Source organism: Pseudomonas sp. ADAK21 (genome assembly GCF_012935735.1).
Classification (GTDB): Bacteria; Pseudomonadota; Gammaproteobacteria; order Pseudomonadales; family Pseudomonadaceae; genus Aquipseudomonas; species Aquipseudomonas proteolytica.
Map to the genome: position 1 here is coordinate 2,143,140 of NZ_CP052857.1, position 24,927 is coordinate 2,168,066.

A 24,927-nucleotide genomic window follows, 5' to 3' on the forward strand; every position below is an offset into this window, starting at 1 on the left:
GGATCTGCGTGCGCCACGAACGCGAGGATTCGTCGATCACGGTCAATCACCACCGCAACCTGGCGAAAAAGCTGGCTGGCACGCAAGCACTGCTCGATCTCCTGGGGCTCGACCCGAAAACCACGGATCTTCACCTGCAGGTCCCGGCGCCCGACCAGTTCGATGCCCTCTGCCGTCCATTTCGCCATGTCGCCGGTGCGGTAGGCGCGCAAGGCCTGGCCGCCAGGCAGCACAAGGCGCACAAAGCACTCGGCGGTCTGTTGTGGCTGGTTCACGTAACCAAGGCTCACCCCGGGGCCGACAATGTACAGTTCGCCCACCACCTGGTCTTCGACTGGCCGACGCTGCTCGTCGAGGATCAGCACCTGGCTGTTGGCGATGGGCGTGCCGAGGTTCAGATTGCTGTCATCAGCCTGCATTCGACGGCGACTGACCAGCACCGTCGCCTCTGTAGGGCCATACAGGTTATGCAGGACGCATTGCCCGGCCATCTGCGCGATGACATGGGGCTCGCAGATGTCACCGCCGGTCAGCAGGTGCTCCAGGCCCAGCGGGCGATCCAGTGGCAGCACGCTCAACAGGGCTGGCGGCAGGAAGGCGTGTGACACGCGTTGTTGCTGGATCAACTCAACCAATTGGTGAGGGTCGCGACGCTGTTCTTCACTGGGCACGATCAGGGTCGCGCCTTGGCACAGGGCCGCAAACAGGTCCACCAGTGACGAGTCAAAGCTCAGGGACGAAAACTGCAGGACGCGACTGTGCTCAGTGAGCTCAACATACTGGCTGTACCACGCAGAGAAATGGGCCAGGTTCTGCTGGCTGAGCAAAACCCCCTTGGGTTGGCCGCTGGTGCCCGAGGTGTAAAGCACCATGCTGGCGCTATCCGCCGTGGGAGAGGTAAGTGCCAAGGGCGCGCTGTCGTCCATGTGCTGGCTGTCGATGCGGCTGACATCCACAGCCATGAAATGCCTGCGCAAGGGGTGCTGGCCATCATCGAGTAGCACGACGGCCCCGGCATTCTCCAGCATGGCTTGTTGACGCGGCAGCGGGTGGCCCGGTTCCAGCGGCAGATACACCGCGCCGCAACCGAGGGTTGCCAGAATGCTGGCGTACAACCCAACCGACTTGTCCAGGCAAATGCCGACCACGGGCGCCTGCCCAGGCCCGAGCAGCGGCTGCAAAACCTGCTGGATGGCCAGGCTGTGTCGCAACAATTGGCGATAACTCAGGGTGAGGCCGGCGATCTCCAGGGCTGGCCTGTCGGCAAAGGTCCGTAAGCCATGCTCCAGTTGCTTGATCAGTGGTGTCCGGGCTTTTTGCATCAGCCCCGGATCATCGGTTCGGTTAAAACGATGCAGGTAGGCCAGCGCGTCCAGACCTTCGAGGCTTTGCTCTGGAACCGTGGAAGCGCTTGCGCGCTGCGCAAAGTGCCCAGGGTTGCGCGAAAAGCCGCTGACCTGCAGCGCGACCCACTCGATCAGGCGTGCGATTGCCTGGAGTCGCAACTGTTGGCCGTTGCCGCAGGAGGGCGGAGCAATGTCCAGCACGGCCAGTAATTGCTGGAGGCGGTCATAGCAACGTATTTGCAGGACCGGCAGCCCCCACTCACTCATGGCGCCGATGGACAGGCGCAGGCTCATCACGGCCATGCCGGCCAAGGCCTGCGGGACTGGCTGGCTGCCGTCTTCAATCAGCAGGTCAATCGCCGGCGCCTGTGCGGCGAGTTCATGGCCATAGGGTGCCAGCGCCTGCCTCAGCTCATCCAAGGCCGCACTGGTGCCGAGCAACCGAATCCCGAGGCGTCTCATGATGGGCTCCCGGGTACGGGCAGATAGGCGCTTAGCGCTTGGGCGACACAAGGTGTTTGCAGCAGCCCGCTGCGGCGCAGCAAACCCATGATGTTGCTGATCAGCGGGTGCTGAGGCGTGATGGGAAAGGTCAGGGCACTTACCTGCGCCTGCAGGACTTGACGGGCATCGGCGCTGATATCCAGATGCTCGATCAAGAGCAGATCGAAGTCCCTTTGCAGGTCATTGGTCAAATAGTGTTGCAGGAACACCGGCAGGACCTGGGCGATACCGTAGCGGTCTTCATCGCTCGCCGTTTGCCAGTAGTGCCTGACCAGGCTGGCCCAGAAGATGGCATGGCGACCCTCGTCAGCCAGGTGGTCGGCCATCAACCCCCTGACCGATTGTTTGACGCTGTCATCCTTGGCAAACGCCGCCACGTCATGGGTCACCGTATTCTCGGCAATCGCCACGCAAATCAGTTCTACGGCATCGTGTAGATGTGTCGGCGCCTGTGCCTGTGCGATGGGTATGGCGCGGCTCAATTCGATGGCCGCGGGCAGCTCCAGTGGCGCGATACCGGTTTGCTCGAGGGTTTGCTGCATGAAGTCCAGGGCGACGAGCGCGTGGTAGTCCTCATCGACCACCACCGTCATGGCGTCGTAGCGGCAGGCCGCAGGGAAGGGGATTGAAAAGCGATTCTTGGCGATGTTGCGTGCGGTTTTATCGACAATCTCTGTTTCAAAGATCACCACGTCATTGATGAATTTGTAGAACGTCTGCACCAGGACAAAGTCGCGCCACTGTGGGCAGTGCTCAACAAAACCCGCACTGAGCACCAACGGTTGGCGACACAGCGGATAGATCAACTTGTCGTCTTCTTCCAGTACGCGTCGCGGGCGAGTACGGACGGTCGCCTGATACTCCCAGTCGCTGGCAAACGGGCGGTAGTGTGCGTTCACAGGCTCACCTCCTGGCTTGCTGCGTGTTGGCGCAGGCCGTCCCACAAGGCAATGCGATGCTCCACGGCGCTCAGAGCGGCATGCCAGGCCTGTTGTTCGTGCAGCGGGTCTGCCTGGACCAGGCGCCGTAGCAGTTGCTCTGCAGCCGGATGATGATCCTGGGCGTCCAGCTCGATATGCCGCTGGAGGTAGTAGCACAAGCTGGGGGCTTGCCGATGGGCGACATTGCAGCCTTCCAGGAGGCGTTTGAACATCGTCGGGATGACACTTTCGCGGCCATGCAGGAAGGTAGCGGCTACACAATGGGTCGGGGCGTTCAAGGCAACGTCCAGGGTGTTCCGGACGAAACGCTCTACCGCAGGATCAATAGTGATCTGTACCAGCGCGCTATCGACGCTTGCACCCGCGCGCTGCAACGCGATGAAGCGTTCGATGGTGGCGGTACTGGCGCCTACCTCGCGCATGGCCTCCAGATACAGTTCGAAGTGACTGGCGTACCCGTCGCCCAGCTGGCGGTCGGATTCCTCATCCAGCACAATTTCGTTGATCAGTCGCGCGGCCTGCGGGTCTGTTGGGGGCAGCCAGGGCAGGCGCATGCAGGTCAGTTCCTGTTGCAGGCGTTTGGTCAGCGTCATGAAATCCCAGACGGCGAAAACATGGTTTTGCATGAAATGTTGCAGCTGTGCGAAAGAATTGATTTCCAGGAAAATGGGATGTTCTTGTAGTTGCAGCTTTTTATGATTGAGTAGTTCTTGAAGTTGAAACATGGTTAATGCCTATAAGTCGTTATGCCGACTCAGATTAAAAGGGTTGTTTAGAACCAAGTGTGTTGGGGTTGGTTTTAGTCGCGCAGTCACGGAGATGTCCCGGCTGGCTTGGATGCCCGGCAAGCAACAAATAGTGACAAAGCTACTTAGTCTTATTGGGTTGAACGCCGTCCACAGCCATGCCCAAACCCATGGCTGCGCATTCGACTGCAGCGCCAAGTCCAATTAAAGAGTAATCACTTGGTTAAGTGTTCAAATACTTACTAAGTTATATAAGGTTTTTTTGCAGGAAGGGGTGTTTCGTAGTCGAACTTTATATTCGATGTGGGAACTTTCCTTGTTGTTTGCAAGTTCAAATTATTGAGCTGAATGACTGGCACTTACTCCGCTATTGCATTTGCAATGCCGGAAGTGTCATGGCGGTCAATATCGAGTTTGTTACCGCAACGGTCCAAAGAGCGACAGCAGCAGAGGCCGGCTTTGGACGTGTGCGGCGCCTGGCGATCCAGGTCGCGCACTGGGCGGCCAAAGTCGGGAGCAATCAGCGCTGCTCTTTATCGCCCTGTTCAAGGCTGTTCAGGTAATGAGTGATCACTTCCATCCCGCGCATCAGGTGATTACGCAGGGTAAGCACGCTCTGCTCGACCTTTTTCTGGGCAACCAGGTTCAGCAGTTCACGGTGGTCTTCCTGGGAGGTTTCGCCCAGGCCCATGGCTTCAAGGTTGAACCGCAGGAAGCGTTCCTCCTCGTTCAGCCCATGCTCCACCAGGTTCAACAGCCGCTGGTTGGGGGCCTTGCCGTACAGCGCCATATGGAACAGGCGGTTAAGCCGGCCGATTTCGCTGTAGTCGGTTTCGCGCTCAAGGGCGTCGATCAAGGCGTCGGCCTGCTCGATATCGCTTTGCCTGAGCAACGGGATCGATAAGCGCAGCGCCTCCGATTCCAGGAGAATACGCAGGGCGTAAGTCTCCGCCGAGTTATCTTCAATCAGCGGGGCGACCACGGCACCTTTATGGGTCACAACATGCAACAGCGACTGTGCCTCCAGTTGGCGCAGGGCTTCGCGCACCGGCATCCGGCTGACCCCGAACAGGCTGGCCAGCTCTTGCTGGCGCATGGCGGTGCCGCAGGGCAGACGGCCATCCAGTATGGCGTTGCGCAGTGTTTCTTCAATAACGGAGCGAGCGAGGTGAGCAGGAATGGGCCCACTGATCTTGATGCTGCTCAAAGGGTTCGGCTTGTGCGTCACGACTACGCTATCCTCCTTTCTTGTTGGAATGGGTTTTGGCTAATTGGATCCAAAGAACACTAGAGATTGCATGCAAGCTTGTCAAACAGGCAAGGTTTCCCTTTGTAAGCGACTCAACAGCGCGGTTTTTCATCGCACATTATGGCTTGCCGGCGTCTTACAAGGCGCGGTTGCTTTAGCGTAATGGGGACTGAGTGATTGCACAGTGCCATTGTTTTTTGCCGACCGACCCTTCACCATCGATTGATTCTGCGTCTCTTTCTACGGACTGAAACCATTGGCGGCACGTTTTACTCCCTCGCGGTTTCTGTGCTGGCTGTTTTCAGCGCTGCTGCTGGCTGGCTTATTGCCTGGCGGGCTGCATGCCGATTGGGATTTCTCCCAGATCAGCCGGCGCGCCACCGCGCTCTACGGGCCGTTGGGTGCGGGTCAGCAGCGTATTGATGACTGGCAGCAACTGCTGGCCACGCAAAAACAAGGCAGCGAGGCGGAGCAGCTCAAGGTGGTCAACCTGTTCTTCAACAAGCGCGTGCGCTATGTCGAAGATATCGACTTGTGGAACCAGGTCGATTATTGGGAAACGCCCATCGAAGCCCTGTGGAAAGGCGCCGGTGATTGTGAAGACTATGCCATCGCCAAGTATTTCAGCCTGCGTCACCTGGGCGTCTCCAGCGACAAATTGCGCATTACCTACGTCAAGGCATTGCGGCAGAATCGCGCCCATATGGTCTTGACCTATTATTCGACGCCAGAGGCAATGCCCCTGGTACTCGACAGCCTGATCGATGAAATCCAGCCTGCCAGCCAACGGACCGACTTGCTGCCGGTCTACTCCTTCAACGCCGAGGGCTTGTACCTGCCGGGCGCCAAGGGCAACAAAAAGGTCGGCGACACCAAACGCCTGTCGCGCTGGCAGGATGTGTTGAAAAAAATGCGTGCGGAAGGCTTCCCAGCCGAGCCGGCCAACTAGGAGTAACTGTTCAGATGTCACTGTTCAAACAGCTGTTGATCGCTATCTGTCTGTTCCTGGTGGTCGCCTTCAGCGGCAGCTTCATGGTCAGCCTGGAAAGCTCGCGTACCCAGTACGTGAACCAACTGCGCTCCCACGCGCAGGACGCGGCGACCGCCCTGGCGCTGTCCCTGACACCCAATATCGACGACCCGGCGATGGTCGAGCTGCTGGTCAGCTCGATTTTCGATAGTGGTTATTACGCCAGCATCCGGGTGATCGATGTGACCAACGACCAGGTCATCGTCGAACGCAGTGGCATCCCCGACAACAACGGCGTGCCCAACTGGTTCGTCAAGCTGATCGGCCTGGAACCGGCCGGTGGTGACGCCCTGGTCAGCCGTGGCTGGGAGCAGGCGGCGCGGGTCGAGGTGGTCAGCCATCCGATGTTCGCCCTGGCCAAGCTGTGGCAGAGCGCCCTGGGCAGCCTCGGCTGGTTATTGCTGTGCGGCGCGGTGAGTGCGGTGCTGGGCGCGCTGTTGCTGCGCCGGCAACTCAAGCCTTTGGACTACATGGTCAAACAGTCCCACGCCATTGCCCGCCGCGAATTCCTGAGCCTGCCGGATCTGCCGCGCACCCCGGAACTGCGGCGCGTGGTGCAGGCGATGAACCAGATGGTGGAAAAGCTCAAGGCCCTGTTCCAGGAACAGGCCGAGCGTAGCGAAAAACTGCGGGTGGAGTCCTATCAAGACAACCTCACCGGCCTGGCCAACCGCCGTTACTTCGAGATGCAACTCAATGCGCGGGTCAGCAACCCCGAAGAAACCAGCTCAGGCTACCTGCTGGTGTTGCGGGTCAAGGACCTGGCCGGCCTCAACCAGCGCCTCGGCGGCCAACGCACCGACCAACTGCTGCAGGCGGTCGGTGAACAGTTGCTGCGCCAGTGCGAGCCGTATCCGGAAACCCACAACCTGGTCACCCGTATCCGCGGTGGCGAGTTTGCCGTGCTGGCGCCGGGGCTGATGCGTGAAGAGGCGTTGCAACTGGCGCAGAACCTGGAAAGCACCCTGCAAAGCCTGCAAGCCACCGGCGCCAGTGACGTTTCGCCGGTTGCCTGTATCGGCCTGGCGCCGTTCAATCATGGTGATTCGCCGCAAGCCCTGTTGACCCTGGCCGACCAGGCGCTGGCCCAGGCCGAAACCCAGGGCGATGTCAGTTGGGTGTGCCTGGACCACAGCGCAGCTGCCAGCGTCGGCGACGACCATCATGCCTGGCACACACTGCTGGACCAGGCGCTGACCCAACACCGCTTCGAGTTGTACTTCCAACCGGTGGTGGCCAGCCAGGATCCGCAACTGGTCCTGCATTACAAAGTGCTCTCGCGCTTGGTCGACGGTCATGGCCACACGATCCCGGCCGGCCGTTTCCTGCCTTGGCTTGAGCGGTTTGGCTGGTCGGCGCGCCTGGACCGGGTGATGTTGGAGCTGGTACTCAAACAAATGGCCAGCCATGAGCACTCGCTGGCCCTGAACCTGTCTGCGGCGACCCTGGCAGACCCGCAAGCCCTGAACCGAATCTTCGACCTGCTACGCCAACATGCCAACCTGGGCCCGCGCCTGACCCTGGAAATCGGTGAAGAGCAACTGCCCGAACAGGCGGTGCTGGAGCAGTTGACCCACCGCCTGCGGGAGCTGAACTTTTCCCTCAGCCTGCAACGCTTTGGCGGGCGCTTCAGCATGATCGGCAACCTGGCGCGCCTGGGCCTGGCCTACTTGAAGATCGATGGCAGCTACATCCGCGACATCGACCAGGAAAGCGACAAGCGCCTGTTCATCGAAGCCATCCAGCGCGCAGCCCACAGCATCGACTTGCCGCTGATTGCCGAGCGGGTCGAAACCGAGGGTGAGTTGCAGGTAATTCGCGAGATGGGGATTTTTGGCGTGCAGGGCCAGCTGTTTGGTGAGCCGGCGCCCTGGCGCTGAGGCCGTGGCCGGCCTCAGATCAGGCCGGTCTCATCATCATTGATCAGGTGGCTCAGGCCACCCAGTGATTCCCGGGCGTTGCTGCGGTCCTTGAGCTTGGCTTGCGCGGCGACCGGCAGGTCCGTCAGGTTGATTACACCTTTCTGGATCAGCACCTGAATCAAGTCTTCCAGCACCCGGATCATCTCCGAGTCACTGTGCTTGAGCTGCTTGAGGCTCAGCTCCGCTTCTTCATTGGCAAACCAGGCCTGGATCTCATGATGATCCGCGGGCAGGGTGCCCGTCGATTCGGCGAAGGCAACCGCTTCGGCGCGAATCAGCTCACCCTGTGCATCACGTTGCACGTAGAACATTGAACATCCCTCATGAGAAGAACTGACGACAGCCTGTCAGAGCATAGGCCAACGGCGCGCGATTGGGCGTGAGTATGCCGTGCAATCGCGACCCCATGCCAGCGAACGGTGGCCGCAAATGAATCGGCCGCCTCAAGAGGCGGCCGGTTCAGTGGTTCAGCTTAGGTGTGATCGACCTTGATGGTCGGGTCAGCACCACTGATCAACGAATTGATCGTCTGGCCGGACCAGTTGTTACCTTCCAGCTTGATCGTCACATCCGCATTGGCCAGGCCGCCGGCGGCGTTGAGCTTGCCTTCGGAGCTGATCTGCAGCGTTGTCACGTTATCCACCGTGGTCAACTTCAGGAAGTTGTCGATGGTGCTGTCGGTTTCACCCTTGAGCAGGTCACGCAGGTCAATGCGGTCGCCTTCCAGTGCCTTGAAGTCCTTGATCACATCGTTGCCGACGTCACCGGATCTCCAGACGAAGGTATCGGCACCGGTGCCGCCGATCAGGATGTCATTGCCCTGGCCGCCGATCAGCGTGTCGTTGCCGGTACCGCCCAACAGGATGTCGTTGCCCTTGCCACCGTCCAGGTAGTCGTTGCCGCCCTGGCCGAACAGGATGTCATCACCCGAGCCACCCAGCAGGGTGTCATTGCCGTCCTTGGCACCCGAGGTGTTGAACTCGTTGTAGTGCTCGGTGATGTACTTATGCACATCCTGGCCGGTGACTGCAGACACCGCCACGCCGTTTTTCCCTGCCACGTAGGACTGGATAGCGTTGTAGCCTTCGCCGGTAACACCCGTGAAGCTCACCAGGTCGCCGAACAGGATGTCGTTGCCGTCACCGCCATCGACACGGTCGGCACCCGGCAGGGTAGCCTCGCTGTGACCGAGGATGGCGTTGGCCAGGTCCTTCGGATCGATGTTGCTTTGTGGCTTGTTGTCGCTGTCGTACGGTGCCAACTGCTCCAGGCCGACCCCGCTTTTAAGACCGATGGCTTCTACGCCACCCGTTGACAGGCCCTTGAGCAATGCAAACGCGCTCTGGGAGTTGCTGGTGGTGGGCCCGTCGGTGTAGTTGCCATAACCGTCACGAACGGATGTCTCATAGGTGCCATCCCCTTGAGCGTGGATGATCCCCCGGTCGTACCCTGAGCCGTAGTACCAGAGGGTCACCTTACCGGCAGCGTTGATCTCAAGGGAGACATTCGACTCGATGTTGATCCGGGTGGCGGTACCTATGGTGTAGTTGTTCATGTTGACGACATCATCGAGTCTGACGTTACCGTACAAGTACGGGTTGGTCTGCTCGGCGCGCTGGTAGAACGTCGGCTCACCGTCGGTGATGAAGTACGTGGTGTTGATTGCATCCTTGTTGCCAGTCGCCTGGGCACTTTGGAAGAAGTTGGATGCAGACTTGAACACGTCTTCGTAGTTGGTGCCGCCGGTCGACACCATCTTATCCAGGACTTTCTGCAACGCCTCCAGTGCACCTGGGTCTTTCAGGTTGACTGTAACCGTGCGATTGACCTGGTCACTGAAATCCGCGAGGAAGATGTTCACGACCCCGGAGGTGCTGGAGCCGATACTGTTTTTCAGTGAGTTGAACACGGTGGTCAGCGAGGCTTTCGCCGCCGCTACCGAGTCCGAACCCATACTGCCCGACGTATCGATCATGAACGCAATGTTGTAGTTCTTGCCCTGGACCACGTTCAGGCCCGAAACGTCCGCCACGATGATGTCGTTGCCACTGGTACCGGTGACGTTGTCATCGCCCGAAGTCGCCGTGCTCCCGCTATAGGTTGCCGGGTACACCTTGACCGGCAGATTGGCCACGGTTGTGGCCGAGCCGCCGAGGCTTTCGGTGGAGGTCGACGTCACGGTCAGGTTGTACTGGCCGCTGGTGTAAGGCAGTGGCTTGAGGCTCAGGTTGTTGAGGTTCCAACCGGTGACGTCCACTTCGGTATGGCCCTGGGTCGCCGTGAAGGTATGCCCGGCACCGTCGCTGAGCACTGCGCCCACCGGGATGCTGCCAATCTTCACGCTCAGGGTTTCCGAACCGTCGGTATCGGTCAGGCCGGTGGTGACTTTGGTCAGTTTGACCGTGCCGTTTTCCAGCCCTTCGTTGAGCTTGTACGCGTCGTAGTAACCCTGGCCGTTTGTGCCGTGCAGATCCGACACTTGCGCGCCGGCGCTGATCAGGTCGTTGATGCCGGTGTAGATCGGCATCGTGGTGTTGCTCAGGTTGGTCGCGGTGCCACCGTTGACCGACAGCTTGAGATCAAAGCTGCCGGGACCTGATTGGTTGGCATGATAGATATCAATGCTGTAGTAGCCGTTGCTGGTTGGGGTGAACGTACCGTTGAACTGGCCGGAGTTCGAGCCCCAGGTACCGCTGGCCACATCTTTGCCGCCGATATTGACCAGGATGCTGTCATCGCCGTAGCCGCTGAAGGTGTACGACTTGCCGGCTTCCAGGTAGATCAGGCCGGAGGTCTTCGAGCCTGCACCGCCAGGCACATCTGCAGTAGGTAGGACGGTGGTCGAAACCGTCGTGCTGGTTGGCGTGCCGGCGTTGTCGATGGCATTTTTCAACACGGTCGCTGAGGCACCATTGCCGTTGGTGCCCAGGTTCGCAATGCTGTTCCAGCTCTGCTTGGTCAGGCCGACCGAGGCGATGTTGTTATCGGCAACGCTCAAGGTCGGCGCGTCTGCAACCGGAGTGATGTCGACTTTTACAGTGGCGCTGGTGCCCAGGTCCTTGCCATCGGTTGGCTGGAACTTGAACTGTGCATAATCAGCCTGCTTGTTGCCCACACCTGTGCCGCCGTAGCCGTCGGCTCCGGATTCGTTGGCATTTGGGGTGAAGCGCAACTGGCCGCCGTCGATCTGCGCCTTGGTGAAGGTCTGGCCGGCTGTCACGTTGGTCCAGGTAGTGCCATCCGCTGCCAGGAACTGCAGCTTGCCGGCTACTGGCAGCTCGGTGATTTTCACCCCGAGGCTGGCCTGCGGCGAATCCACATCGCTGACCCCGAAGTTGGCCCAGGTCAGCTTCAGCGACGTGTCTTCAGTGCCGGTGACGGCACCGCCGGTGGCAACCGGTGCGTCGTTGACCGCCACTACGTTGACCGTGGTGGTTGCCACGTTCGAGTAATTGCCGCCGTCGGTCACCGTCACGGTGATAGTCCGTGGCGTGGTGCTCGGGTCGTGGCTGCTGTTGCCGAACGTGATGTTCTTGATCTGCTGCATGTAGTCAGCCAGCGACGCCGTACCGGTCAGGGTCAGGGTGATTTTGCCGGTGACAGGGTCCGTGACCGAGGTCACGTTCATACCGGTGACCTTGCTGTAGTCCAGCGTGTCGCTCGGCTGAGTATTGGTCAGGACTACCGTGGCGCCGGTCAGCTGGGTGCTGTCCGGGTCGGTGATCTTGATGTCTGTATCAGCAATCGACACGCCACTGCCGCCTTCGGTGAACGTAGTCCTGTAGTCGTTGCCGGTGGCGCCACTGGAATTGTTGGCATCCAGGTCGATAACCGGTGGCGCATCGTTATCGATGATCGACGTTTCGATTTTGCCGTTGGTGGTGCTGATAGCCAGGTTCTCGAAGTTACCGCCGGAAGTGCCCGAGATACTGATCTCGAACTTCTCCGTAGGCTCGGTCAGCTTGTCGTCGATGGTCTTGATATCGAACGTCGCGCTGCTTTGGCCGGCCGGAATCTTCACGGTGTACACGCCGTTGAAGTCTGAACCGTCCTGGGCCACGCCTTTGTACGACAGGGTCACCGTGACTTCGGTTTGCGCCGGCTGGGTCAGGTTCAACGTGTAGTGAGCGGTCTGGCCTTCGGTCACCGAGGTATCGCCCGCAATACTGATCACGGTGTTGCTCGTCACGTCCGTCACTTTGGTGATTACTGGCGTGCCGACCGGGATCAGGTTTTCATACTTGTCGCCACCGCTGACCACATTGGTGATCTTGGCGGAAATGTCCTTGGCGCCCAGGTAGAAGTCATTCGGCGCGGTGAAGTTGGCAGTACCGCTGGTCTTGCCATTGCCGATGGTGATGTTCAAGTCGTTGTCCAACTTGATCACCAGGTCCGAACCCACGTTGGTCACGGTCACGCCGTTCTTATCCACGAGGCTGGCGGTGTAGACGATCTGGCCGCCTTCGGCGACGTTGGTGGTGGCGGTCAGCACAACCTTCACATCGTCGATGGTGTCGTTGATCTGCGTCGTTGCGCCGTCGCCTGCAACCACCAGCTTCTCGAAGTTACCGCCTTCAGTACCGGTGATCTTGACCGTCTGTGTGCTCTTGTCGATGAACACGTCATCGCCTGGAGCATCAACAATCACAGTACCAACGGTTTCGCCGGCCTTGATGGTGATGGTTTGCTTGTTGTCGAGGGTCAGCGTGACATCAGTGTCAGCCTTGTTGCTCAAGGTAGCGGTGTAGGTGATTTTCCCGCCTTCGTTGACGGCGCTTGGCGCGGTCAAGGTGACGGTGGTGGTGTTGTCGGTGCCCGGTGTGTCGGTGACAGTCGTGGTGACCTTGTCAGTGCCTGGAACCAGATTTTCGAAGTGCCCGCCGCCAGTTACTTCCTTGATGCCGGTAGTAACGGTTTGGTCGCCTTTGTACACATCGTCCGGCGCTACAACCGAAACAGTACCGCTCGACTGATTCACGCCAATGGTGATGACCTGGTTGTTATCCAGAGTCACGGTCACTGGGTTGGTGATGTTAGTCACCACGTTTCCAGCCTTGTCGACCAAGGTTGCGGTGTAGACGATCTGGCCGCCTTCACCCACGGTTTTGGTCGCAGTCAGGACTACATCAACCTTGTCGATGGTGTCGTTGATCTGAGTCGTTGCGCCGTCGCCTGCAACCACCAGCTTCTCGAAGTTACCGCCTTCAGTACCGGTGATCTTGACGGTTTGGGTGCTCTTATCGATGAACACGTCATCGCCTGGAGCATCAACAATCACGGTACCAACGGTTTCGCCGGCTTTGATGGTGATGGTTTGCTTGTTGTCGAGTGTCAGGGTGACGTCAGTGTCAGCCTTGTTGCTCAAGGTGGCGGTGTAGGTGATTTTCCCGCCTTCGTTGACGGCGCTTGGCGCGGTCAAGGTGACGGTGGTGGTGTTGTCGGTGCCCGGTGTGTCGGTGACAGTCGTGGTGACCTTATCAGTGCCCGGAACCAGATTTTCGAAGTGCCCGCCGCCAGTTACTTCCTTGATGCCGGTAGTAACGGTTTGGTCGCCTTTGTACACATCGTCCGGAGCTACAACCGAAACAGTACCGCTCGACTGATTCACGCCAATGGTGATGACCTGATTGTTATCCAGAGTCACGGTCACTGGGTTGGTGATGTTAGTCACCACGTTTCCAGCCTTGTCGACCAAGGTGGCGGTGTAGACGATCTGGCCGCCTTCACCCACGGTTTTGGTCGCAGTCAGGACTACATCAACCTTGTCGATGGTGTCGTTGATCTGCGTAGTCGCACCGTCGCCTGCGACTACGAGCTTCTCGAAGTTACCGCCTTCAGTACCGGTGATCTTGACCGTCTGGGTGCTCTTGTCGATGAACACGTCATCGCCAGGGGCATCAACAATCACGGTACCAACGGTTTCGCCGGCCTTGATGGTGATGGTTTGTTTGTTATCGAGGGTCAGGGTGACGTCGGTGTCCGCTTTATTAGAAAGCGTCGCGGTGTAAGTGATTTTCCCGCCTTCGTTGACGGCGTCTGGCGCGGTCAAGGTGACGGTAGTGGTGTTGTCGGTGCCCGGTGTGTCGGTTACGACGGTGGTGACTTTGTCGGTACCTGGAACCAAGTTCTCGAAGTGCTCGCCACCGGTGACTTTTTCGATGCCGGTCGTAACAGTCTGGTCGCCTTTGTACACATCGTCCGGAGCCACAGCCGAAACAGTACCGCTCGACTCGTTCACACCGATGGTGATGACCTGTTTGTTATCGAGGGTGATGGTCAGCGGGCCAGTGGTGTTGGTGACTGGCTTGCCGTCTTTATCAACCAAAGTCGCGGTGTAAACGATCTCGCCGCCTTCACCCACGGTTTTGGTCGCGGTCAGGACTACATCAACCTTGTCGATGGTGTCGTTGATCTGCGTCGTTGCGCCGTCGCCAGCAACCACCAGCTTCTCGAAGTTACCGCCTTCAGTACCGGTGATCTTGACCGTCTGGGTGCTCTTGTCGATGAACACGTCATCGCCTGGAGCATCAACAATCACAGTACCAACGGTTTCGCCGGCCTTGATGGTGATGGTTTGTTTGTTGTCGAGCGTCAGGGTGACGTCGGTGTCCGCTTTATTAGAAAGCGTCGCGGTGTAAGTGATTTTTCCGCCTTCGTTGACGGCGTCTGGCGCGGTCAAGGTGACGGTGGTGGTGTTGTCGGTGCCCGGTGTATCGGTGACAGTCGTGGTGACCTTGTCAGTGCCCGGAACCAGATTTTCGAAGTGCCCGCCGCCAGTTACTTCCTTGATGCCGGTAGTAACGGTTTGGTCGCCTTTGTACACATCGTCCGGCGCTACAACCGAAACACTACCGCTCGACTGATTCACGCCAATGGTGATGACCTGGTTGTTATCCAGAGTCACGGTCACTGGGTTGGTGATGTTAGTCACCACGTTTCCAGCCTTGTCGACCAAGGTGGCGGTGTAGACGATCTGGCCGCCTTCACCCACGGTTTTAGTCGCGGTCAGAACCACATCGACCTTGTCGATGGTGTCGTTGATCTGCGTCGTTGCACCGTCGCCAGCAACCACCAGCTTCTCGAAGTTACCGCCTTCAGTACCGGTGATCTTGACCGTCTGGGTGCTCTTGTCGATGAACACGTCATCGCCTGGAGCATCAACAATCACGGTACCAACGGTTTCGCCGGCCTTGATGGTGATGGTTTGCTTGTTATCGAGGGTCAGGGTGACGTCGGTGTCAGCCTTGTTGCTCAAGGTAGCGGTGTAGGTGATTTTTCCACCTTCACTCACTTCAGTTGGAGCCGTCAGGGTCACAGTAGTGGTGTTATCAGTACCTGGGGTATCCGTCACCACGGTGGTGACTTTGTCAGTACCTGGAACCAGGTTTTCAAAGTGCTCGCCACCGGTGACTTTTTCGATGCCGGTCGTAACAGTTTGGTCGCCTTTGTACACGTCGTCCGGCGCTACAGCCGAAACAGTACCGCTCGACTCGTTCACACCAATGGTGATGACCTGGTTGTTATCCAGAGTCACGGTCACTGGGTTGGTGATGTTAGTCACCACGTTTCCAGCCTTGTCGACCAAGGTGGCGGTGTAGACGATCTGGCCGCCTTCACCCACGGTTTTAGTCGCGGTCAGAACCACATCGACCTTGTCGATGGTGTCGTTGATCTGCGTCGTTGCACCGTCGCCAGCAACCACCAGCTTCTCGAAGTTACCGCCTTCAGTACCGGTGATCTTGACCGTCTGGGTGCTCTTGTCGATGAACACGTCATCGCCTGGAGCATCAACAATCACGGTACCAACGGTTTCGCCGGCCTTGATGGTGATGGTTTGCTTGTTATCGAGGGTCAGGGTGACGTCGGTGTCAGCCTTGTTGCTCAAGGTAGCGGTGTAGGTGATTTTTCCACCTTCACTCACTTCAGTTGGAGCCGTCAGGGTCACAGTAGTGGTGTTATCAGTACCTGGGGTATCCGTCACCACGGTGGTGACTTTGTCAGTACCTGGAACCAGGTTTTCAAAGTGCTCGCCACCGGTGACTTTTTCGATGCCGGTCGTAACAGTTTGGTCGCCTTTGTACACGTCGTCCGGCGCTACAGCCGAAACAGTACCGCTCGACTCGTTCACACCAATGGTAATGACCTGTTTGTTATCGAGGGTGATGGTCAGCGGGCCAGTGGTGTTGGTGACTGGCTTGCCGTCCTTGTCGACCAGGGTGGCGGTGTAAACGATCTCGCCGCCTTCGCCGACAGTTTTGGTGGCAGTCAGAACCACATCGACCTTGTCGATGGTGTCGTTGATCTGCGTCGTTGCGCCGTCGCCAGCAACCACCAGCTTCTCGAAGTTACCGCCTTCAGTGCCGGTGATCTGGACGGTCTGGGTGCTCTTGTCGATGAACACGTCATCGCCAGGGGCATCAACAATCACGGTACCAACGGTTTCGCCGGCCTTGATGGTGATGGTTTGTTTGTTGTCGAGCGTCAGGGTGACGTCGGTATCCGCTTTATTAGAAAGCGTAGCGGTGTAAGTGATTTTCCCGCCTTCGTTGACGGCGTCTGGCGCGGTCAAGGTGACGGTGGTGGTGTTGTCGGTGCCCGGTGTGTCGGTGACAGTCGTGGTGACTTTGTCAGTACCAGGGACCAGGTTCTCGAAGTGCTCGCCACCGGTGACTTTTTCGATGCCGGTCGTAACAGTTTGGTCGCCTTTGTACACGTCGTCTGGCGCTACAGCCGAAACAGTACCGCTCGACTCGTTCACACCGATGGTGATGACCTGTTTGTTATCGAGGGTGATGGTCAGCGGGCCGGTGGTGTTGGTGACGGGCTTGCCGTCCTTGTCGACCAGGGTGGCGGTGTAAACGATCTCGCCGCCTTCGCCGACAGTTTTGGTGGCAGTCAGGACCACATCAACCTTGTCGATGGTGTCGTTGATCTGCGTCGTTGCGCCGTCGCCAGCGACTACGAGCTTCTCGAAGTTGCCACCCGCGGTGCCGGTGATCTGGACGGTCTGGGTGCTCTTATCGATGAACACGTCATCGCCTGGAGCATCAACAATCACGGTACCAACGGTTTCGCCGGCCTTGATGGTGATGGTTTGTTTGTTGTCGAGCGTCAGGGTGACGTCGGTATCCGCTTTATTAGAAAGCGTAGCGGTGTAAGTGATTTTCCCGCCTTCGTTGACGGCGTCTGGCGCGGTCAAGGTGACGGTGGTGGTGTTGTCGGTGCCCGGTGTGTCGGTGACAGTCGTGGTGACTTTGTCAGTACCAGGGACCAGGTTCTCGAAGTGCTCGCCACCGGTGACTTTTTCGATGCCGGTCGTAACAGTTTGGTCGCCTTTGTACACGTCGTCTGGCGCTACAGCCGAAACAGTACCGCTCGACTCGTTCACACCGATGGTGATGACCTGTTTGTTATCGAGGGTGATGGTCAGCGGGCCGGTGGTGTTGGTGACGGGCTTGCCGTCCTTGTCGACCAGGGTGGCGGTGTAAACGATCTCGCCGCCTTCGCCGACAGTTTTGGTGGCAGTCAGGACCACATCAACCTTGTCGATGGTGTCGTTGATCTGCGTCGTTGCGCCGTCGCCAGCGACTACGAGCTTCTCGAAGTTGCCACCCGCGGTGCCGGTGATCTGGACGGTCTGGGTGCTCTTATCGATGAACACGTCATCGCCTGGAGCATCAACAATCACAGTACCAACGGTTTCGCCGGCCTTGATGGTGATGGTTTGTTTGTTGTCGAGCGTCAGGGTGACGTCAGTGTCAGCCTTGTTGCTCAAGGTGGCGGTGTAAGTAATCTTGCCGCCTTCACTCACTTCAGTCGGAGCCGAAAGGGTCACAGTAGTGGTGTTATCAGTACCTGGGGTATCCGTCACCACGGTGGTGACTTTGTCAGTACCTGGAACCAGGTTCTCGAAGTGCTCGCCACCGGTGACTTTTTCGATGCCGGTCGTAACAGTCTGGTCGCCTTTGTACACATCGTCCGGCGCTACAGCCGAAACAGTACCGCTCGACTCGTTCACACCGATGGTGATGACCTGTTTGTTATCGAGGGTGATGGTCAGCGGGCCGGTGGTGTTGGTGACGGGCTTGCCGTCCTTGTCGACCAGGGTGGCGGTGTAAACGATCTCGCCGCCTTCGCCGACAGTTTTGGTGGCAGTCAGGACCACATCAACCTTGTCGATGGTGTCGTTGATCTGCGTCGTTGCGCCGTCGCCAGCGACTACGAGCTTCTCGAAGTTGCCACCCGCGGTGCCGGTGATCTGGACGGTCTGGGTGCTCTTATCGATGAACACGTCATCGCCTGGAGCATCAACAATCACAGTACCAACGGTTTCGCCGGCCTTGATGGTGATGGTTTGTTTGTTGTCGAGCGTCAGGGTGACGTCAGTGTCAGCCTTGTTGCTCAAGGTGGCGGTGTAGGTGATTTTTCCACCTTCACTCACTTCAGTCGGAGCCGTCAGGGTCACAGTGGTGGTGTTATCAGTACCTGGGGTATCCGTCACCACGGTGGTGACTTTGTCAGTACCTGGAACCAGGTTTTCAAAGTGCTCGCCACCGGTGACTTTTTCGATGCCGGTCGTAACAGTCTGGTCGCCTTTGTATACGTCGTCTGGCGCTACAGCCGAAACAGTACCGCTCGACTCGTTCACACCGATGGTGATGACCTGTTTGTTATCGAGGGTGATGGTCAGCGGGCCGGTGGTGTTGGTGACGGGCTTGCCGTCCTTGTCGACCAGGGTGGCGGTGTAAACGATCTCGCCGCCTTCGCCGACAGTTTTGGTGGCAGTCAGGACCACATCAACCTTGTCGATGGTGTCGTTGATCTGCGTCGTTGCGCCGTCGCCAGCGACTACGAGCTTCTCGAAGTTGCCACCCGCGGTGCCGGTGATCTGGACGGTCTGGGTGCTCTTATCGATGAACACGTCATCGCCTGGAGCATCAACAATCACAGTACCAACGGTTTCGCCGGCCTTGATGGTGATGGTTTGTTTGTTGTCGAGCGTCAGGGTGACGTCAGTGTCAGCCTTGTTGCTCAAGGTGGCGGTGTAGGTGATTTTTCCACCTTCACTCACTTCAGTCGGAGCCGTCAGGGTCACAGTGGTGGTGTTATCAGTACCTGGGGTATCCGTCACCACGGTGGTGACTTTGTCAGTACCTGGAACCAGGTTTTCAAAGTGCTCGCCACCGGTGACTTTTTCGATGCCGGTCGTAACAGTCTGGTCGCCTTTGTATACGTCGTCTGGCGCTACAGCCGAAACAGTACCGCTCGACTCGTTCACACCGATGGTGATGACCTGTTTGTTATCGAGGGTGATGGTCAGCGGGCCAGTGGTGTTGGTGACTGGCTTGCCGTCCTTGTCGACCAGGGTGGCGGTGTAAACGATCTCGCCGCCTTCGCCGACAGTTTTGGTGGCAGTCAGGACCACATCAACCTTGTCGATGGTGTCGTTGATCTGCGTAGTCGCACCGTCGCCAGCAACCACCAGCTTCTCGAAGTTACCGCCTTCAGTGCCGGTGATCTGTACGGTCTGGGTGCTCTTATCGATGAACACGTCATCGCCTGGAGCATCAACAATCACAGTACCAACGGTTTCGCCGGCCTTAATGGTGATGGTTTGCTTGTTATCGAGGGTCAGGGTGACGTCAGTGTCAGCCTTGTTGCTCAAGGTGGCGGTGTAAGTGATTTTCCCGCCTTCGTTGACGGCGTCTGGCGCGGTCAAGGTGACGGTGGTGGTGTTGTCGGTGCCCGGTGTGTCGGTTACGACGGTGGTGACTTTGTCAGTACCAGGGACCAGGTTCTCGAAGTGCTCGCCACCGGTGACTTTTTCGATGCCGGTCGTAACAGTCTGGTCGCCTTTGTATACGTCGTCTGGCGCTACAGCCGAAACAGTACCGCTCGACTCGTTCACACCGATGGTGATGACCTGTTTGTTATCGAGGGTGATGGTCAGCGGGCCAGTGGTGTTGGTGACTGGCTTGCCGTCCTTGTCGACCAGGGTGGCGGTGTAAACGATCTCGCCGCCTTCGCCGACAGTTTTGGTGGCAGTCAGGACCACATCAACCTTGTCGATGGTGTCGTTGATCTGCGTAGTCGCACCGTCGCCAGCAACCACCAGCTTCTCGAAGTTACCGCCTTCAGTGCCGGTGATCTGTACGGTCTGGGTGCTCTTATCGATGAACACGTCATCGCCTGGAGCATCAACAATCACAGTACCAACGGTTTCGCCGGCCTTGATGGTGATGGTTTGTTTGTTGTCGAGCGTCAGGGTGACGTCAGTGTCAGCCTTGTTGCTCAAGGTGGCGGTGTAGGTGATTTTTCCACCTTCACTCACTTCAGTCGGAGCCGTCAGGGTCACAGTGGTGGTGTTATCAGTACCTGGGGTATCCGTCACCACGGTGGTGACTTTGTCAGTACCTGGAACCAGGTTCTCGAAGTGCTCGCCACCGGTGACTTTTTCGATGCCGGTCGTAACAGTCTGGTCGCCTTTGTATACGTCGTCTGGCGCTACAGCCGAAACAGTACCGCTCGACTCGTTCACACCGATAGTGATGACCTGTTTGTTATCGAGGGTGATGGTCAGCGGGCCGGTGGTGTTGGTGACTGGCTTGCCGTCCTTGTCGACCAGGGTGGCGGTGTAAACGATCTCGCCGCCTTCGCCGACAGTTTTGGTGGCAGTCAGAACCACATCGACCTTGTCGATGGTGTCGTTGATCTGCGTCGTTGCGCCGTCGCCAGCAACCACCAGCTTCTCGAAGTTACCGCCTTCAGTGCCGGTGATCTGGACGGTCTGGGTGCTCTTATCGATGAACACGTCATCGCCAGGGGCATCAACAATCACGGTACCAACGGTTTCGCCGGCCTTGATGGTGATGGTTTGTTTGTTGTCGAGCGTCAGGGTGACGTCGGTATCCGCTTTATTAGAAAGCGTAGCGGTGTAAGTGATTTTCCCGCCTTCGTTGACGGCGTCTGGCGCGGTCAAGGTGACGGTGGTGGTGTTGTCGGTGCCCGGTGTGTCGGTGACAGTCGTGGTGACTTTGTCAGTGCCCGGAACCAGATTTTCGAAGTGCCCGCCGCCAGTTACTTCCTTGATGCCGGTAGTAACGGTTTGGTCGCCTTTGTACACATCGTCCGGCGCTACAACCGAAACAGTACCGCTCGACTGATTCACGCCAATGGTGATGACCTGGTTGTTATCCAGAGTCACGGTCACTGGGTTGGTGATGTTAGTCACCACGTTTCCAGCCTTGTCGACCAGGGTTGCGGTGTAGACGATCTGGCCGCCTTCACCCACGGTTTTAGTCGCGGTCAGGACCACATCAACCTTGTCGATGGTGTCGTTGATCTGAGTCGTTGCGCCGTCGCCTGCAACCACCAGCTTCTCGAAGTTGCCGCCTTCAGTGCCGGTGATCTGGACGGTCTGGGTGCTCTTATCGATGAACACGTCATCGCCTGGAGCATCAACAATCACAGTACCAACGGTTTCGCCGGCCTTAATGGTGATGGTTTGCTTGTTATCGAGGGTCAGGGTGACGTCAGTGTCAGCCTTGTTGCTCAAGGTGGCGGTGTAAGTGATTTTCCCGCCTTCGTTGACGGCGTCTGGCGCGGTCAAGGTGACGGTGGTGGTGTTGTCGGTGCCCGGTGTGTCGGTTACGACGGTGGTGACTTTGTCAGTACCAGGGACCAGGTTCTCGAAGTGCTCGCCACCGGTGACTTTTTCGATGCCGGTCGTAACAGTCTGGTCGCCTTTGTATACGTCGTCTGGCGCTACAGCCGAAACAGTACCGCTCGACTCGTTCACACCGATGGTGATGACCTGTTTGTTATCGAGGGTGATGGTCAGCGGGCCGGTGGTGTTGGTGACGGGCTTGCCGTCCTTGTCGACCAGGGTGGCGGTGTAAACGATCTCGCCGCCTTCGCCGACAGTTTTGGTGGCAGTCAGGACCACATCAACCTTGTCGATGGTGTCGTTGATCTGCGTAGTCGCACCGTCGCCAGCAACCACCAGCTTCTCGAAGTTACCGCCTTCAGTGCCGGTGATCTGTACGGTCTGGGTGCTCTTGTCGATGAACACGTCATCGCCAGGGGCATCAACAATCACGGTACCAACGGTTTCGCCGGCCTTGATGGTGATGGTTTGCTTGTTATCGAGGGTCAGGGTGACGTCAGTGTCAGCCTTGTTGCTCAAGGTGGCGGTGTAGGTGATTTTCCCGCCTTCGTTGACGGCGTCTGGCGCGGTCAAGGTGACGGTGGTGGTGTTGTCGGTGCCCGGTGTGTCGGTTACGACGGTGGTGACTTTGTCAGTACCAGGGACCAGGTTCTCGAAGTGCTCGCCACCGGTGACTTTTTCGATGCCGGTCGTAACAGTCTGGTCGCCTTTGTATACGTCGTCTGGCGCTACAGCCGAAACAGTACCGCTCGACTCGTTCACACCGATGGTGATGACCTGGTTGTTATCCAGAGTCACTGTCACTGGGCTGGTGATATTAGTCACCGGTGCGCCGTTCTTATCCACCAAGGTAGCGGTGTAAACGATCTCACCACCTTCACCCACGGTTTTGGTCGCGGTCAGCACCACATCAACCTTGTCGATGGTGTCGTTGATCTGCGTCGTCGCCCCACCCGGAGCGATATCAAGCTTCTCGAAACCACCACCCACAAAGTCCGGATTGATCGTGACGTTGATCGGACCCGCATCTTTGAATACGTCGTCGGTCGGTGCCTTGGAGGTCACCTGGCCTGTGGTCTCGCCCTTGGCGATAGTGATGACATCACCATTGCTCAAAGTAAGGGTCAGGTCGCTGCCGGCCTTGTTACTCAGGGTCGCGGTGTAGGTGATGTTGCCACCTTCGTCGGCCTCGCCCGGTGCGGTCAGGGTGACGGTGGTGGTGTCGGTGGTGTCGGGTGTGTCGGTCACGGTGGTGTTGACTGGCGTGGTGCCAGGTACCAGGTTCTCGAAATGCGCGCCGCCGGTCACATTGGTGATCGCGGTGGTGACGGTCTGGTTGCCCTCATACACGTCATTAGGCGCAACAGTGCTGGCAGTGCCCGCGGATTGGCCGACGCCAATGGTAATGGTCTGGCCATTGTCCAGGGTCACGGTCAACGGATTGGTGGTGTTGGTGACCGGATTACCCGCCTTGTCCACCAGCGACGCGGTGTAAACGATCTGGCCGCCTTCGCCCACGGTGGTGGTCGCCGTCAGCACCACATCAACCTTGTCGATGGTGTCGTTCACGGTGGTGGTAGCGCCGTCACCGGCCACTTCCAGTTTTTCGAAGTTACCGCCATCAGTCTCGACGATCTTCACGGTTTGCGTGCTTTTGTCGACAAACACATCATCGCCCGGAGCATCGACGGTGACGGAGCCAACGGTTTCACCCGCCTTGATGATGATGGTCGAACCGTTATCCAGCTTCAGCGTAACGTCGGTGTCTGCTTTATTGGAAAGCGTGGCGGTGTAGGTGATCTGGCCGCCTTCGTTGACATCGCCTGGCGCTGTCAGCGTCACGGTGGTGGTGTCGACCGAATCGGTGATGGTCGTGACGGCTGGCGTCGTGTTGGGCACCAGGTTTTCAAAGTTGCCACCGGTGGTCCCGGTGATAGTCGTAGTGACGGTGCTGCCGTTGACGTAGACGTCGTTCGCCGGGGTATCGACCACCACGGTGCCGACGGATTCGCCGGCCTTGATGGTGATCACCGAACCGTTGGACAACGTCACGGTAACCGGGGTTTGCGCCGGGTTGGTCAGGGTCGCGGTGTAGGTGATCTGGCCGCCTTCGGTCACGGTATTGGTGGCGGTGAGGGTCAGGCCAGTGTCATCGACCGAGTCGGTGATCGTGGTGACAGCTGGGGTGGTGTCTGGCTCCAGCTTTTCGAAGTTGCCACCGGTTGCCCCGGTAATGGTGGTGCTGACCGTGCTGCCATTGTTGTAGACGTCGTTGGCCGGTGTATCGACCACCACCGTACCGGTGGACTTGCCTGCCTCAATGGTGATCACCGAGCCGTTGCTCAAGGTGATGGTGACAGGGGTCTGTGCCGGGTTGGTCAGGGTCGCGGTGTAAGTGATCTGGCCGCCTTCGGTCACTGTTTCGCCTGCTGTCAGGGTCACAGTGGTGGTGTCGATGGTGTCGGTGATCTGGGTGACTGCCGGTGTCGGGTCGACGGTCAAGATCAGGTTGTTACCGCCGGTGGTGCCGGTGACGGTGACGCTGATCTGGCCTGGATCGATGTACGGGCTGTCGTTGGGCGCCAAAGGCACATTGACGGAGCCGGTCACTTGGCCGGCCGGGATGGTGATCACCGCGCCGTTGGACAGGGTGATCGTCAGGTTGCTGGTGGACGGCTGGGTCACTGTGGCGGTGTAGGTCAGCACGCCGCCGGCTTCGGTGATGGTCGGTGTGGCGCCCAGGGTCAGGGTCGACGGCAAAGGTGCGGCCGTGAGTGGGTCAGTCGGCTGCCCGCCGAGTTCGTTGGTCAGCGCATTGGTTGCGAAACCCAGGCCAGCAGTCGGAAACCCAATGGTCGGATCGACCGAGCCTGCGGTCTCATCAAGCATCACAAAGCTGTGGCCGCCACCGGCAGCGCCCGTGCCGGAAGCTGTCGCGCCTGCGGCGGTGGCTTCCAGGTCGGTGGTCGGGTCAGCGCCGGCGGCAATGGCCTGCTGCAGTTCGGCAACCGATGGAGCGGCCTGTGCAGTGGCTTGGGCCAGGTCAGTGCTGGAGTCGGGCGCGTTGGCGCTCCACTGGGTATCACGCCCCAGGTCCAGCGTACGGCCATCGGCCAGCTCCAGGCTCACGGAGCCCGACATGCCGGTGTCTATCTGATCGCCGGCAAACAGGCGATCACCTTCAACCAGCACCCGACGGGCGCCTTCCGGAGAAATGACGAAAACTTGGCCAACAATGCTTTTGACGATTGCAACAACACTGCTCATTGAAGATTTCTCCGGCGATCCATTCTGTGGGTGTTCCTAAGGCTGAGACCCGATGGGATTCATCAGCCTGGGAGGTGCGTAGTTTATAAAACGAGTGACGTCAAATAATTGGCTATATTTTTTGGCGATTTACTTTATGCCAAACTATTGACCTTCTTGGCGCCATCCTAAACAATCGCCTCGCTAATGTCACATTGATATTCATGCGGCGAACCGTCCTACATGTGTGAACCAGTTCCGCTTTTGAACTTTCCGA

The 24,927-nt window shown here is 58.4% G+C and carries 7 protein-coding genes and 1 pseudogene; 2 read left to right on the forward strand and 6 right to left on the reverse strand.

What is annotated here, in order from left to right:
* Positions 1-62 precede the first annotated feature (62 nt).
* From HKK57_RS27280 to HKK57_RS09910, 4 genes and pseudogenes are all read right to left on the reverse strand, one after another.
* Positions 63-1,808: pseudogene (locus HKK57_RS27280) on the reverse strand (amino acid adenylation domain-containing protein); the annotation flags it as partial.
* Positions 1,805-2,749, reverse strand: a complete 945-nt coding sequence (locus tag HKK57_RS09900; RefSeq protein ID WP_169390092.1) for a diiron oxygenase — start codon at positions 2,747-2,749, stop codon at positions 1,805-1,807. The pseudogene HKK57_RS27280 and the gene HKK57_RS09900, both read right to left, overlap by 4 nt.
* Positions 2,746-3,516 carry a DUF3050 domain-containing protein gene (locus HKK57_RS09905; RefSeq protein WP_169390093.1) on the reverse strand — a complete coding sequence of 257 codons (771 nt, stop codon included), beginning with the start codon at positions 3,514-3,516 and terminating at the stop codon, positions 2,746-2,748. The genes HKK57_RS09900 and HKK57_RS09905 overlap by 4 nt, the downstream gene beginning before the upstream one ends.
* Before the next feature lie 541 nt (positions 3,517-4,057).
* Positions 4,058-4,765: a GntR family transcriptional regulator gene (locus HKK57_RS09910; RefSeq protein ID WP_029300699.1), complete on the reverse strand. Its 708-nt coding sequence runs from the start codon at positions 4,763-4,765 to the stop codon at positions 4,058-4,060.
* Positions 4,766-5,042: 277 nt separating this feature from the next.
* Here HKK57_RS09910 and lapG point away from each other — a divergent pair, with 277 nt between their 5' ends.
* Together lapG and lapD are read left to right on the forward strand one after the other, a co-directional pair.
* Complete coding sequence (gene lapG, locus HKK57_RS09915; RefSeq protein WP_029300701.1) at positions 5,043-5,735, forward strand: cysteine protease LapG; 693 nt, start codon at positions 5,043-5,045, stop codon at positions 5,733-5,735.
* A gap of 14 nt (positions 5,736-5,749) precedes the next feature.
* Entirely contained in the window at positions 5,750-7,696 is a 1,947-nt protein-coding gene (gene lapD / locus HKK57_RS09920) for a cyclic di-GMP receptor LapD (protein ID WP_029300704.1), read from the forward strand.
* A gap of 14 nt (positions 7,697-7,710) precedes the next feature.
* Here the strand turns inward: lapD and HKK57_RS09925 are convergent, their stop codons facing one another.
* Both HKK57_RS09925 and HKK57_RS09930 read right to left on the reverse strand, forming a co-directional pair.
* Positions 7,711-8,049, reverse strand: a complete 339-nt coding sequence (locus HKK57_RS09925; RefSeq protein WP_029300706.1) for a hypothetical protein — start codon at positions 8,047-8,049, stop codon at positions 7,711-7,713.
* Positions 8,050-8,210: 161 nt separating this feature from the next.
* Complete coding sequence (locus tag HKK57_RS09930; protein WP_169390094.1) at positions 8,211-24,671, reverse strand: retention module-containing protein; 16,461 nt, start codon at positions 24,669-24,671, stop codon at positions 8,211-8,213.
* Positions 24,672-24,927 lie beyond the last annotated feature (256 nt).